14 protein-coding genes are annotated in these 13,461 nt (G+C 37.5%); 7 read left to right on the plus strand and 7 right to left on the minus strand.

Going from position 1 to position 13,461, the window contains the following annotated elements:
* Positions 1–266 precede the first annotated feature (266 nt).
* The 7 genes from ileS (at position 267) to trpS (ending at position 7,045) form a co-directional block, all read left to right on the plus strand.
* On the plus strand, positions 267–3,656 hold the full coding sequence (gene ileS, locus LC418_RS00310; protein ID WP_223557695.1) for an isoleucine--tRNA ligase: 3,390 nt from the start codon (positions 267–269) through the stop codon (positions 3,654–3,656).
* Positions 3,657–3,715: 59 nt separating this feature from the next.
* Positions 3,716–4,096 (plus strand): TraR/DksA family transcriptional regulator, encoded by a 381-nt coding sequence (locus LC418_RS00315; protein ID WP_048505480.1) that lies wholly within the window; start codon positions 3,716–3,718, stop codon positions 4,094–4,096.
* 81 nt (positions 4,097–4,177) lie between these two features.
* Positions 4,178–4,423 (plus strand): DUF6576 domain-containing protein, encoded by a 246-nt coding sequence (locus LC418_RS00320; RefSeq protein WP_223557696.1) that lies wholly within the window; start codon positions 4,178–4,180, stop codon positions 4,421–4,423.
* Positions 4,424–4,443: 20 nt separating this feature from the next.
* Complete coding sequence (locus LC418_RS00325) at positions 4,444–4,629, plus strand: DUF2683 family protein (protein ID WP_111958618.1); 186 nt, start codon at positions 4,444–4,446, stop codon at positions 4,627–4,629.
* Complete coding sequence (locus LC418_RS00330) at positions 4,629–5,267, plus strand: lipoprotein signal peptidase (RefSeq protein ID WP_111958616.1); 639 nt, start codon at positions 4,629–4,631, stop codon at positions 5,265–5,267. The genes LC418_RS00325 and LC418_RS00330 overlap by 1 nt, the downstream gene beginning before the upstream one ends.
* A 14-nt stretch (positions 5,268–5,281) precedes the next feature.
* The gene (locus LC418_RS00335) at positions 5,282–5,926 is read left to right on the plus strand and encodes a SanA/YdcF family protein (protein WP_223557697.1); all 645 of its coding nucleotides are present in this window, start codon (positions 5,282–5,284) and stop codon (positions 5,924–5,926) included.
* 150 nt (positions 5,927–6,076) lie between these two features.
* Entirely contained in the window at positions 6,077–7,045 is a 969-nt protein-coding gene (gene trpS / locus LC418_RS00340; protein ID WP_223557698.1) for a tryptophan--tRNA ligase, read from the plus strand.
* 3 nt (positions 7,046–7,048) lie between these two features.
* On the opposite strand, the gene LC418_RS00345 is transcribed toward trpS, so the two are convergent.
* From LC418_RS00345 to metK, 7 genes are all read right to left on the minus strand, one after another.
* Entirely contained in the window at positions 7,049–8,341 is a 1,293-nt protein-coding gene (locus LC418_RS00345; RefSeq protein ID WP_223557699.1) for a sensor histidine kinase, read from the minus strand.
* Complete coding sequence (locus LC418_RS00350; RefSeq protein WP_223557700.1) at positions 8,342–9,013, minus strand: response regulator transcription factor; 672 nt, start codon at positions 9,011–9,013, stop codon at positions 8,342–8,344.
* A 174-nt stretch (positions 9,014–9,187) separates the two neighbouring features.
* Positions 9,188–9,637 carry a PepSY-like domain-containing protein gene (locus LC418_RS00355; protein ID WP_223557701.1) on the minus strand — a complete coding sequence of 150 codons (450 nt, stop codon included), beginning with the start codon at positions 9,635–9,637 and terminating at the stop codon, positions 9,188–9,190.
* Between the two features lie 250 nt (positions 9,638–9,887).
* Positions 9,888–10,583 carry a YjjG family noncanonical pyrimidine nucleotidase gene (locus tag LC418_RS00360; RefSeq protein ID WP_223557702.1) on the minus strand — a complete coding sequence of 232 codons (696 nt, stop codon included), beginning with the start codon at positions 10,581–10,583 and terminating at the stop codon, positions 9,888–9,890.
* A gap of 204 nt (positions 10,584–10,787) precedes the next feature.
* Positions 10,788–11,378: an RNA polymerase sigma factor gene (locus tag LC418_RS00365; RefSeq protein ID WP_111958602.1), complete on the minus strand. Its 591-nt coding sequence runs from the start codon at positions 11,376–11,378 to the stop codon at positions 10,788–10,790.
* 197 nt (positions 11,379–11,575) lie between these two features.
* Positions 11,576–12,067: a hypothetical protein gene (locus tag LC418_RS00370; protein ID WP_111958600.1), complete on the minus strand. Its 492-nt coding sequence runs from the start codon at positions 12,065–12,067 to the stop codon at positions 11,576–11,578.
* Between the two features lie 83 nt (positions 12,068–12,150).
* Positions 12,151–13,431 (minus strand): methionine adenosyltransferase, encoded by a 1,281-nt coding sequence (gene metK, locus LC418_RS00375; RefSeq protein ID WP_111958598.1) that lies wholly within the window; start codon positions 13,429–13,431, stop codon positions 12,151–12,153.
* Between the last annotated feature and the right edge of the window lie 30 nt (positions 13,432–13,461).

Raw genomic sequence — 13,461 nt, forward strand, 5'->3', positions numbered from 1 at the left:
ATATGCCTAGCCTTAGCAACTTTAAATAATTCACAGCCACCTTCGGGTGGCTTTTTTATAGATAATATGGCTTCAATTTCATGCTCAAAACAGTCTGAAAAATTCACTTATTGACTATTCACCATTCACTTTTTACCACTTCCTTCATTTATATTTCTGAAATTGAACTTTTTAATAGATATAAGCTAAATAAAACATATCTTATAAACCGACAAAAATCACTAAATTTGCAGACTTAATTAATCAACGATATTGAGATATTTACAATGAGCCAATTTAAAGAATACAAAAACCTCAACCTTATTGACGTAGCCGAGAATGTAGCGGAATTTTGGAAACAGAATAAAACGTTCAGTAAAAGTGTTGAGATTCGCGAGGGTAATGCCGAGTTTGTTTTTTATGAAGGTCCGCCTTCAGCAAACGGTATGCCCGGAATTCACCACGTTATGGCCAGAGCATTAAAGGATATTTTCTGTCGTTTCCAGACTCAGAACGGGAAGCAGGTTTTCCGTAAAGCGGGCTGGGATACACACGGACTTCCTGTGGAACTGGGCGTAGAGAAAGAATTAGGAATTACGAAAGAGGATATTGGCAAAAAAATCTCTATTGAAGATTACAACAAAGCCTGCCGTGAAGCGGTAATGCGATATACAGACGTATGGAATGACCTTACGGAAAAAATCGGATACTGGGTAGACCTTGAGGATCCGTACATTACGTATAAGTCAAAATATATGGAGACGGTTTGGTGGTTGCTGAAGCAATTGTATGATAAAGAATTATTGTACAAAGGTTACACGATTCAGCCTTATTCTCCGAAAGCCGGAACAGGATTATCTTCCCACGAGCTGAATCAGCCGGGAACGTACCGTGATGTTTCGGATACAACGGTTGTGGCACAGTTCAAAGCGAAGAAAGAAACTTCTGAACTGTTCAGTGATGTGGATGGAGACGTACATGTTTTAGCATGGACGACTACTCCATGGACTTTACCTTCCAATACAGCACTTGCAGTAGGGAGAGATATTGAATATGTTTTGGTTAAAACATTCAACCAATATACCTTTGAACCTATCACCATTGTATTGGCAAGGGTTCTTTTACCTAAAGTATTCGGTAAGAAATATGCAGAAGGTACAGATGAAGATTTTGCCGGTTATACTGAAGAAAGCAAAGTGATTCCTTTCAAGATAGTAAAAGAGTTTACCGGAGAAAAATTGGCCGGAACCCAATATGAACAGCTGATCCCGTGGTTTACACCGGAGGAGTCACCTGAAAAAGCTTTCAGAGTGATCATCGGAGATTTTGTAACCACTGAGGACGGTACCGGTATCGTTCACATTGCCCCTACATTTGGTGCTGATGATGCGAGAGTAGCTAAAGAGGCAGGAATTCCTCCCATGTTGATTAAAGATGGAAACGACAATCTGGTTCCGTTGGTTGACCTGCAGGGTAGATTCATTAAAGGTGAAAATGTACCTGAAGTATTTTCAGGAAAATATATCAAGAACGAATATTACGATGATGGAACCGCTCCTGAGAAATCATGGGATGTAGAACTGGCGATCGTCTTAAAGACTGAAAATAAAGCTTTCAAAGTAGAGAAATATGTTCACAGTTATCCGCATTGCTGGAGAACTGACAAGCCGGTATTGTATTATCCTCTTGATTCATGGTTTGTGAAAATGACCGCTGTAAAAGACAGACTGGTTAATTTAAACAAGGAAATCAACTGGAAGCCGAAAGCTACCGGAGAAGGACGTTTCGCGAACTGGCTTGAAAATGTGAACGACTGGAATTTATCCCGTTCAAGATACTGGGGAATTCCGTTGCCAATCTGGAGAACAGAAGATCTTAAAGAAGAAAAGATCATAGGATCTGTAGAGGAATTATACAATGAAATAGAAAAATCTGTTGCAGCAGGATTCATGAAAGAAAATCCGTTCAAAGGTTTTATAATAGGAAATATGTCCGAGCAGAACTATGAATTGGTTGATCTTCATAAAAATGTGGTGGACAAAGTGGTTCTGGTTTCAGAGTTCGGAAAAGCAATGAACCGCGAGAGCGACCTTATCGACGTTTGGTTCGATTCAGGATCTATGCCTTATGCACAGCTGCATTATCCTTTTGAAAATAAGGAAATGATCGACAACAATAAAGCATTCCCTGCTGATTTCATTGCAGAAGGTGTTGACCAGACGAGAGGTTGGTTCTATACCCTTCATGCGATCGGTACCGCTGTTTTTGATTCGGTTGCTTATAAAAATGTGATGAGTAACGGTCTTGTTCTGGATAAGAACGGGCAGAAAATGTCAAAACGTTTAGGAAATGCTGTGGATCCTTTCGAAACACTTTCTGTATACGGTCCGGATGCTACCAGATGGTACATGATCTCGAATGCAAACCCTTGGGAAAACCTGAAATTCGACATCGAAGGAATTGACGAAGTGAGAAGAAAGTTCTTCGGAACACTTTATAATACGTACTCGTTCTTTGCATTGTATGCCAATGTGGATGGCTTCAATTATACGGAAAAAGAAGTGGAAAACCGTCCGGAAATCGACAGATGGATCCTTTCTGAGCTTAATCTTTTAATCAAAGAAGTAAAAGCATTCTACGAAGATTACGAACCGACAAGAGTAGCAAGAGCAATCAGCACATTTGTGAATGATAACCTGAGCAACTGGTACGTAAGACTGTGCAGAAGACGTTTCTGGAAAGGAGATTATTCTGATGATAAAATCTCAGCTTACCAGACTTTATATACGTGTCTTGAGACTGTGGCGAAATTATCAGCCCCTATTGCTCCGTTCTTTATGGATCAATTGTATCAGGATTTAAATAAAGTAACAGGAAAAGAAAACTGCGAATCTGTGCATTTAACAGACTTCCCTGTAGCTAATGAAAGTCTGATAGATCAGGATCTGGTAGAAAAAACACATTTGGCTCAGAACATCACGAGTATGGTTTTCTCCCTGAGAAAGAAAGAAAATGTGAAAGTTCGCCAGCCCTTACAGAAAGTACTGGTTCCGGTTCTGGATGCTAAAACTGAGGAGCAGATCTTAGCCGTTGCAGACCTGATCAAGCAGGAAGTGAACGTGAAAGAATTACAGTTGATTAATGCAGAAGAAGCATCGCATTTAATTGTAAAGCAAATCAAGCCGAATTTCAAAGCTTTAGGTCCTAAATTAGGGAAAGACATGAAAACGGTAGGCGGAGAAATTGCGAATTTCAGCACAGAGCAGATTGCCAATCTTGAAAAAGACGGAAAAATAGATATTCAAGGGTATGAGATCACCCTTGATGATGTGGAAATCTCTACAAAAGATATCCCGGGATGGACGGTAACTTCCGACGGGAAAACAACTGTGGCATTAGATTTGACGTTAACAGAAGAATTAAAATCTGAAGGTATTGCAAGGGAGTTCATCAACAGGATTCAGAATCTGCGAAAAGAGAAGGACTTTGAACTGACGGACAGGATTAAAATCTCCATTGAAGAAAACTCACCTTTCATTGAAGATGTTAAGAAAAATGAGGAATATATTTCATCTGAGGTCTTGTCAAATAAAATAGAAATTGTATCTTCACTTTCAAATTTTAACGAAATCGAAATAGATGAGGTTAATTTTAAGATAAATGTCGAAAAAAATTAACATATAGTTATTGTATTTCAAATTCCATTTCATAATTTTATTAAAAAAGAGAAAAGAATATGTCAGACGAAAGAGTAAGATACAGCGATGCTGATTTACAGGAATTTAAAGCTATCATAAGAGAAAAAATAGAAAAAGCAGAAAGAGATCTTCAGCTGATCAGAGAAAGCTTCATCAATGACCAGAATAATGGTACAGACGATACTTCTCCTACATTCAAAGCTTTTGAAGAAGGAGCAGAAACGCTGAGCAAGGAGCAGAACTCTATATTAGCAGGACGCCAGGAAAAATTTGTGCGTGATCTTAAGAATGCTTTGATCCGAATCGAAAATAAAACCTATGGTGTATGCAGAGTGACAGGAAAGCTGATCCCTAAGGAAAGACTTTTAGCCGTTCCTCATGCTACGCTGAGCATTGAAGCGAAAAATATGCAGAAATAAACCGTTAAGGTTTGTAAAAATACTATTGGGTTTATATCGTATTCACGGATACTTTATAAACCTAATTTTTAATGTATACCCATGAGCGAAGTATTAATTTTAGCAATTATTGTTGCTGCAGTTTTACTGTTTTTCAATAGAGAATGGATCAAAAACAGATTCTTTCCTGACCGGCAGAAGAACTACACCATTGATGATCAGTTTAATTCTGATAAACGTGAAAGGGAAAAAGAAATTGACAGAATTTTGAGTAAGATGGGCAAAAACGGGGTTAGTGACCTGTCTGCAAAAGACCGGAAAAGACTCGATGAGCTGTCCAAAATGTAACATTTAAAAAAGAAAAGAAAATGGAATCTATCATAGTACATCCTAAAAATCCTATGGAACTGAGTGCACTGAAAAGTGTTTTAAAAGATATGAACATCAGATACGAGCGTGCTCAGACCAAAAATACGTTCCATACAGAAAAGGTAGCCAAGAAAATCTTTGACAAGAAAAATTCTGAGAAACCTTCTAAACCAAAAGGACAGTAATGAAAAAGATCTTAGCTATAACATTTTTAGTATTGTTAATTGATCAGGCTTCAAAAATTTACATCAAAACCCATTTCAATCTGGATGACAGTGTTACTGTTCTTCCGGGCTTTAAACTGACTTTTGTAGAGAATCCGGGAATGGCTTACGGGCTTCATTTCGGAGGTATTATCGGGAAATATTTCCTGGTGATCCTTAGACTTTTCTTAATTGGAGGAATGGTTTATATGTTCAAAAAATGGCTGCAGCAGGGAGCATCCAACTATCTTTTGATCCCAATGGCTATTATTTTTGCCGGTGCCATTGGAAATATCATTGACGGAATGTTTTATGGACTTATCTTCGACAGCGGAACAGTTTACGACCCAAGCATCGACCGATGGATAGGATATGGAGGAGTTTCGAAGTTTGTTCCTTTCGGACAAGGTTATTCTGCTTTTATGAAAGGCTGTGTAGTAGATATGCTTCACTTTCCTCTGGTAGACTGGTATGTTCCTGATAATATCCCTTTGATTGGTGGTAAACACCTTGAATTCTTCAAGTATATTTTCAATGTGGCCGATTCTGCCATTACGGTAGGAGCTGCTTTATTATTAATATTCAGAAAAAAAGCTTTTCCTAACGGACTTGAGTTTTAAAAACAGTATTCCGGATGAAAAAAGTAATCAAAAATATTTTTAAAATTTTCCTGCTGCTTGTTGTAGCGGGAATTATTTTTATGGCCTGGGCTAACTACAGTATCAGAAAAGAAAGCAGCGCTTTTGTTTCTTACAATATCTCTGATGTTCCTGAAACCAAAGTGGCTTTACTGCTCGGAACCGGGAAGAATCTGAACAACGGCATGCCGAATGCTTATTTCTACAATAGGATACAGGCCGCCATAGACCTGTATAAAAGCGGAAAGATCAAATACATTATCGTAAGCGGAGACAACAGTACCAAAGATTATAATGAACCGGAAGATATGCAGCTTACTTTAATGAAATACGGCATTCCAAAGGATAGGATTATAATGGATCATGCCGGATTTCGTACTCTGGATTCCGTGGTAAGGGCAAAAGATATCTTTGGACAGCAGAAGCTGGTGATCATTTCACAGAAATTCCACAATGAAAGAGCTGTTTTTCTGGCTAAAAAAAACGAAATAGAAGCTTTCGGGTATAATGCTAATGATGTAAATAAATACGCCGGCTTAAAGACCAACCTCAGAGAGTATCTGGCCAAAGCAAAGGTTTACTGGGATTTGCTTTTCGGAGTACAGCCGAAATTCGGGGGAGAAAAAATTATTATTCCTTAACTATCTATCTTCACTGGAAATAACATTGCTTTTTAGCTTAAAAATTCTCCGCAATTTTAATTTCACACAAACATCTGTGCAAATCTGTGTAATCTGCGGGAGAATTAATTAAATTTGCAATTCATTAATTTTTATAAATAATTTAAACAAATGTCAAGAATTCTTACCGGCATTCAAGCCACCGGAACCCCCCATCTTGGAAATCTTCTTGGGGCGATTATTCCTGCTATTGAACTTTCCAAGCAGGAAGGAAATGAATCATTTTTATTCATTGCGAATCTTCATTCTCTTACCCAGATCAAAGATGCGAAGGTTTTAAAACAGAATACCTACGAGATTGCTGCGGCTTGGCTTGCTTGTGGGCTGGATACAGAAAAAACATATTTTTACAGACAGAGTGATATCCCTGAAACCTGTGAACTTTCTTGGCATTTATCATGTTTTTTTCCTTACCAGAGATTAACCCTTGCTCATTCATTTAAAGATAAAGCAGACAGGCTTCAGGACGTTAACGCCGGACTGTTCACCTATCCTATTCTGATGGCTGCGGATATTTTACTGTACGATGCAGAAATAGTTCCTGTAGGAAAAGATCAGCTTCAGCATCTTGAAATTGCCCGTGATGTAGCATCAAGGTTCAACAATCAAATGGGAGAAGTTTTTGTACTTCCTCAATCTGAGCTTCAGGAAGACACGAAATATGTTCCCGGAACAGATGGCCGTAAAATGTCTAAATCCATGGGAAATATCATTAATATATTCTTACCTGAAAAAGAGCTGAAAAAACAGGTAATGAGTATAGAAACCGATTCTAAAGCTCTGGAAGAACCAAAAGACCCTGAAACAGATAAAGTTTTTGCGATCTATGAACTGATTGCTACTCCTGAGCAGACGGAAGAATTAAGAGCTAAATACTTAGCCGGAAACTTCGGTTACGGACACGCCAAATTAGAGCTTTTAAATCTGATTTTAACCCGTTTTGCAAAAGAAAGAGAAATGTTCACTTATTATATGAACAATCTGGATGAGCTGGAAGCAAAACTTCAGGAAGGTGCTGCAAAAACAAGAGTAGTTGCAACAGAAACCATTAGAAAAGTAAGAGCAAGCTTAGGAATTTAAACATTAAGATACCAAAGCATTGTTTTTAGAAAGAATAAAGCAGTGCAATCCATCTTCAAACTCATAGACAATATCCCATCCGGGATATTGTTTTGTTATAGTCCTGATGATAGAGAGTCCCAAACCGGTAGAACTATGGTCTGAGCCCTGCTTATAAAAGCGGTTGAAGATCTGCACTTTGTCCAATGGAACACCATTACTGCTATTCCGGAAGACGAGCCTGTTATCTTCTATAATGATATTGACAATCCCCTCCTGATTATTATATTTAATTGCATTTTTAAGCAGATTGGAAAGCAGGATATCCACCAGATCAGGATTAAAATCTGCCCCAAAGAATCCTTTTTCAACAATGCTGACTTCAATTTTTTTGAATTCGATAAAATCCTCATAGCTTTTAACCAGTTCCGCAATCATTTCATTGAAATTTACTTTTGACATTTTATTGAACTGGCTATTCTCTATTTTTGAAAGCATCAGCAGGGATTTATTCAGTCCTGCCATTCTTCTCAGGTCTCCTTTCACTTCAGTAAGGAAATTCATATTCTTCTTGTCAAGATCATCATTCTGGATCATCAGATCGATCTTATTAGTCACAATAGCCAGCGGTGTCTGAAGTTCATGAGATGCATTTTCAATGAATTGCTTCTGCTGATGGAAAACAAATTCGTTCCGTTTAATCATTTCCTCTATTTCCACATTAAGCTCTTCAAATTCTTTAATAGAATAATTCTGAGGTTCCTGTGGGGAAGAAGCTCCGAACTGGTATTTCTTCAGCCTGTTTAAAATGGCATAGAACGGACGCATGGCTTTGTTCAGCATATACCCATTGACAGCAACAATACTGATCACAAGTAAAATATACAGCACGATTAAAGCTGTAGTCAGGTCATACACCAGCTCGTCCTGCTCTACAGTAGAAGTCCGTATTTCAAGTCTCTGGCGTTTTCCAAACTGATCTATAAAATCGGTCTCAAGTACGCGGTAAGGCTGGTCCTTATCATCATATTCCATATAGAACATCTTGTTATAGAGCCTGTTTTTATCTTTATATTCAGATTCTGAAATAGGTTTGATCTTAAATTCGTTAAATCCGAAATCTTTACTGTTCAACAGTTTAGGATCGTGATATACGGCCTTAATGATTTGTATCTTTCTGTCTTTCAGTCCGTCATCTACATTATCATAAACCTCGTCCAGGATATAGGCATAAAATAGCGCTGCCCAGACCGCAATGATCAACAGCAGAATGCCGATCATATATTTGATAGTGTAATATTTTAAGGAAACTTTCATCTAGACAAATTTATAACCAATTCCGTAAACGGCCTGGAAATCGGCTTCTGCATTGAGGCTTTTCAATTTTTTACGGAGATTTTTAATTTGTGAATAGATAAAGTCCAGACTGTCTGCCTGGTCAATATAATCTCCCCAAATAGCTTCAGCCAAAGTCGTTTTCTGCAACGTTTTTTCCGGGTGGATAACAAAATAGTACAGGAGGTCATATTCCTTACGGTTAAGAATCAGATCTTCATTCCCGACTTTAACGGTTCTGTTTTCCGGATCAATGCTGATGTTTTTATAGGTAATTGTATTTTCCCCATCCTGATTCTTTCTTCTGATTACAGACCTGATTCTCGCCATTAACTCAGCAAGATGAAAAGGTTTTGCCAGATAATCATCGGCCCCTATTTCCAGTCCTGCCACCTTATCATAAACAGAATCTTTGGCCGATAGAATAATCACAGGATCTTTCTTATGCAGCTTCCTGATTTCTCTCAGCAGGTCAATTCCATTTCCATCCGGCAGCATAATATCCAGAAGAATACAGTCATATTCATACGAAATGATCTTTTCCAGCCCTGTATTGTACGTAAGGGCAAATTCTACAATAAAACGCTCTGCTTCCAGAAAAGTCTGTACAGTATCTTTCAGTTCCGGTTCATCTTCTATGATTAATATCTTCATTCTGCAGTATTAGTCTATCAAATATATGAAATAGAAGAAAGATGAAAGCTCAGGGTTATTTTCAAGGACTGTTGTTTTTACAATAGTAATTGAATATTCTTCAATCGATACTGTTACTTAAAAACTTCCATCTTCTAGCTTTCATCTTCCTTCAGCTATATTTTTTCAATTGAATTAATCATCAATTCTCTTGAAGTTTCCTTTTCTGTCAAATTCAAGATCCAGGCCGTTAGAAAGTTCTGCTTTATAAGACCACCTTTCTTTTTCTATCTTAACGATATAGGTATTTGGAAAGTTCTTAGCAGCATAGTTCCTGATCGATGCCGGAATAAATGCATAAGGCAGCTTCTGATGTTTTCCGTCCACTTCTTTCCAGTCTCCGCTACTGTCGAATTCTACCTTCATCCCGTTAGCAAGATAGACCTGGTATTCATCAACACCATAGATTTCTCTGTCTTCGATTGCCGATCCTACAGCAACACCTTTAAAATGGGAGGCAAGGAAATTTTTAGCCGTTTTAGGCAGTTGATTGGCATTGATTGCTTTGTCCTGTGCAAAGATAAATCCGCCTGCCAGTAAGAAAATTAAAACGAATGCTCCGGTGATTTTCCTAAAATTTCTCATAATCTTAAATTTTTTCTGTTTTATTATGGAGCAAAGTTCAGAATCAATTTAGGAAAGAATTAGGAAAAATGAAAAGTGGAGAATGAATAATGAAAAAAAATTGAACCATTAAGATCAGATAAGTGTTTAAGAAAATTAAGAAAGCTGCTGCCTAATAAAATCATTTGATTTTTTCTTAATTAAACTTAAGACCTTCAATCATCTTAATGGTTCAAAAAATAAATTTTGTAGCTATTGAAAGCTGTGTATTTTATAAATATTCTTTAATCTGCAAAAGATGGGTAATACTTTTCAGACCTTCTTCCTGCTTATTTTCTTTATACACATCGAAGAAGATTACATCAATTCCATAATTCTGGGACCCGACAACATCCGCGATCCAGTCGTCACCAATCAGGATACTCTCTCCTTTACCGGCTTGTGCAAGCCCCAACGAATATTCAAAGATCTTCGGATTGGGTTTTCTCACCCCTACAGAATCAGCACTGGTAATGGTTTTGAAATATTTATCAATTCCTGAAAGGATGCATTTCCTCTCTGTTACTTCCTGGAAGCCATTGGAAATAACGTGCAACGTATAATCTTTTGATTTCAGATATTCCAAAATGTACTCTGCACCTTCTACCAGCTCGTTGTGGTTGAGGATCTTATCCAGGAAATGCTCTTCAAAATATTGCGAAAGCTCTTCATCATCCACTCCGAAATGTTTGAAAGTATCATAGAAACGGTGTTTTCTCAGGTATTCTTTACCGATAATACCGTCTCTGATCTTTTCCCAAAGGCTCTCATTAATTTCATGATAGACAGAATGGAAGGCCTCAAAGTCGATATTATAATGTAAGGTGATTTCCTGTTTTTCAAAAAGGTCTTTGATGGTAAGGTAAGCGTTCTTACGGTGATCCCAGAGCGTATTGTCCAGGTCAAAAAAAATGTGCTGAATTTTCATACAGCACAAAATTACTCAATTTAATTTTTGGAAATCGGGAAATTCTTGCTTTTGGTTTGTACCAATTCAAGACTTTTGGAGTAACTCAGTAAAAAATCAATTGTTTGTTTCTTAGGTTTCAAAGTTTTCACTTTTAAGGAATCATTTTTTTTCATAGGCGAAAGTATGTTTTCCTTTAAACGTGAATTTTTCGAAAATATTATTCTAACGTGTCAATACAATGTTATTTTCGTCCATGATTTTTCTCAGGTTAATGAGTGCATAGCGTACTCTTCCCAATGTGGTATTGATACTCATATTAGTATGATCTGCAATTTCTTTGAAACTTAAACCATCGAAAAATCTTAATTTAATAACTTCCTGCTGATTCTGTGGCAAGAACTGAAGCATCCTCAAAAGATCTTCCTGGATCTGCAACGTTACTAGCTGCTCTTCAATATTTTCTGAAGGCTCCCGGATCAGATCGAAAATAGAATACTCATCTGTTTCAAAAGTAGTTTCTGAAACTTTAACGTTTTTCGCTTTCAGTCTGAAATGATCAATAATAAGGTTGTGTGCAATTCTTTTTGCCCAAAGAATAAATTTTCCTTCTTCGTTATATCGTCCTTCTTTCAACATCAGGATGATTTTCATGAATGTATCCTGAAAAACATCATTGGCCAGGTCTTCATCATTAATTTTGTAAAAAATGAATGTAAACAGTTCTCTCTGATGACGATGAATAAGGGCTGATAGGGCTTCTTCATCTCCTTTCTGATAAAGGGAAATTAGTAGGCTGTCCGTTTTTGATTTCATAACTCTTCTCAATAATAAAAAATTTGCAGACCAGCAATTCTCCAGATATTTTATCTGGCCCTAGCTGTAAATACAAAACAGTTTTTTAGAGTAAAGTAAAATCAATAGGCAGTACAATTATTATATGGTGTAAATATAATAATTTTTTAATAACTGTTAACCTATTATTAAATTTTTACGGGAAAATTTAAAAAAAATCACTTAAACATATCATGAATAAAGACTGTAGGAATATTTAATGTTAAATTAACATTTAAGCCTTTCAGCTCTTTTCCGTTCAAACGGGCCTCTCCGATTGGGAAAGCATAGCCTCCGGTAAGATCCAAAAGGCCGAAAAGAGTAACTCCTATTTTTGGTGCGATATATTTATTAGTTCCTTCTGCCCCAATTAAAAGATAATATGAGTGGTAGAAATCTACATTTTTTTCAAAATTAAGAAGAACATCGGCCTGCAGTTTCGGCATGATCGCAAACTTAGACCCGGCGGATCCCATTAAAGCAGATGCACCCAAACGGTATATCACATCATCATTCTTCAGAAAAAGCAGCTTCCCTCCCAATTCTCCAAAGCTTTGGTTCTGGTATGTATATCCTACGGTGACCATTTTATGCATGGTATACTGTGCCCTTGCCACTATGCTCAGGAAAAATATAAAAAGTACGGTAACTGCTGATCTAAAATTCATCATCTCTAATTATTTAAGGTGTAAAATTAAAAAAAACTGCCTTACCCAAAGATAAAGCAGTCCTATTTATTATTTCTGAAGACAAATTAAATGCCGAAAGCAGCTTTAATTTCGTCTACTTTGTCAAGTTTTTCCCAAGTAAAGAACTCAAGACCCGTAAGGGTAATTTCATTTTTCTGACCTTTATTGAATGTTTTGTCAGCTATATAATGCTCTTTCCCCATATGCCCGTAAGAAGCCGTTTCCTGGTAGATAGGATTTCTTAATTTTAAGTTCTGCTCAATGGCATAAGGTCTTAAATCAAAGATTGAAGTCACTTTTTTAGCAATATCACCATCATGAAGATCTACTTTCGCGGTTCCATAAGTGTTGATATACAAACCGCAAGGTTCAGCAACACCAATTGCATAGGAAACCTGTACCAGAACTTCGTCAGCTACTCCTGCAGCCACTAAGTTTTTAGCAATGTGTCTTGTAGCGTAAGCAGCACTTCTGTCTACTTTCGACGGATCTTTTCCAGAGAAAGCACCACCACCGTGAGCTCCTTTTCCTCCGTAAGTATCTACGATAATTTTTCTTCCCGTAAGACCTGTATCCCCGTGAGGACCTCCGATCACAAACTTCCCTGTTGGGTTGATGTGATATTTGATCTGATCGTTGAACAATGCCTTGATCTCTTCAGTCTGCTGAGCTACTACTCTTGGAACCAGGATCTTTTTGATGTCTTCACGGATCTTATCCAGCATTTCTTCTTCAGTTCCAAAGTCATCATGCTGTGTAGAAACCACAATAGAATCAATTCTTACCGGCTTGTGATCGTCAGAATATTCAATTGTTACCTGGCTTTTTGCATCCGGACGAAGGTAAGCGATTTCGTTTCCTTCTCTTCTCAATACAGAAAGTTCTTTAAGGATCGTGTGGGCAAGGTCTAAAGCAAGCGGCATATAATTAGCCGTTTCGTTGGTTGCATAACCGAACATCATCCCCTGGTCACCAGCTCCCTGTGCGTTAGCTTTGGCTTCAAAAGATTCATCGTTTACTGCTCTATCCACTCCCTGGTTGATATCCGGAGACTGTTCGTGAATCGCGGAAATTACTCCACACGAATCTCCATTGAACATATATTCTCCCTTAGTGTATCCAATTCCGTTAATAACATCTCTTGCAATAGTTTGAACATCAAGATATGCATCGGACTTCACTTCTCCGGCCAGCACGACCTGCCCTGTTGTTACAAGGGTTTCACATGCTACCTTAGAGCTTTTATCATATGCTAAAAAGTGATCGATTAATGCATCGGAGATCTGATCGGCAATTTTATCCGGATGTCCTTCTGAAACTGATTCAGATGTAAATAGATAAGACATATTATTCTTTGTTTTTTAGATTAAAATATA

Source organism: Chryseobacterium lathyri, from assembly GCF_019970085.1.
Classification (GTDB): Bacteria; Bacteroidota; Bacteroidia; order Flavobacteriales; family Weeksellaceae; genus Chryseobacterium; species Chryseobacterium lathyri.

Excerpts from the sequence above, each read along its gene's own strand:
- ileS (WP_223557695.1), top strand. The coding sequence starts at position 267 with ATGAGCCAATTTAAAGAATACAAAAACCTCAACCTTATTGACGTAGCC.
- LC418_RS00360 (WP_223557702.1), bottom strand. The coding sequence starts at position 10,583 with ATGAAAATTCAGCACATTTTTTTTGACCTGGACAATACGCTCTGGGAT.
- LC418_RS00320 (WP_223557696.1), top strand. The coding sequence starts at position 4,178 with ATGAGCGAAGTATTAATTTTAGCAATTATTGTTGCTGCAGTTTTACTG.
- LC418_RS00330 (WP_111958616.1), top strand. The coding sequence starts at position 4,629 with ATGAAAAAGATCTTAGCTATAACATTTTTAGTATTGTTAATTGATCAG.
- LC418_RS00350 (WP_223557700.1), bottom strand. The coding sequence starts at position 9,013 with ATGAAGATATTAATCATAGAAGATGAACCGGAACTGAAAGATACTGTA.
- LC418_RS00370 (WP_111958600.1), bottom strand. The coding sequence starts at position 12,067 with ATGATGAATTTTAGATCAGCAGTTACCGTACTTTTTATATTTTTCCTG.
- LC418_RS00345 (WP_223557699.1), bottom strand. The coding sequence starts at position 8,341 with ATGAAAGTTTCCTTAAAATATTACACTATCAAATATATGATCGGCATT.
- trpS (WP_223557698.1), top strand. The coding sequence starts at position 6,077 with ATGTCAAGAATTCTTACCGGCATTCAAGCCACCGGAACCCCCCATCTT.
- LC418_RS00335 (WP_223557697.1), top strand. The coding sequence starts at position 5,282 with ATGAAAAAAGTAATCAAAAATATTTTTAAAATTTTCCTGCTGCTTGTT.
- LC418_RS00355 (WP_223557701.1), bottom strand. The coding sequence starts at position 9,637 with ATGAGAAATTTTAGGAAAATCACCGGAGCATTCGTTTTAATTTTCTTA.
- metK (WP_111958598.1), bottom strand. The coding sequence starts at position 13,431 with ATGTCTTATCTATTTACATCTGAATCAGTTTCAGAAGGACATCCGGAT.
- LC418_RS00315 (WP_048505480.1), top strand. The coding sequence starts at position 3,716 with ATGTCAGACGAAAGAGTAAGATACAGCGATGCTGATTTACAGGAATTT.
- LC418_RS00325 (WP_111958618.1), top strand. The coding sequence starts at position 4,444 with ATGGAATCTATCATAGTACATCCTAAAAATCCTATGGAACTGAGTGCA.
- LC418_RS00365 (WP_111958602.1), bottom strand. The coding sequence starts at position 11,378 with ATGAAATCAAAAACGGACAGCCTACTAATTTCCCTTTATCAGAAAGGA.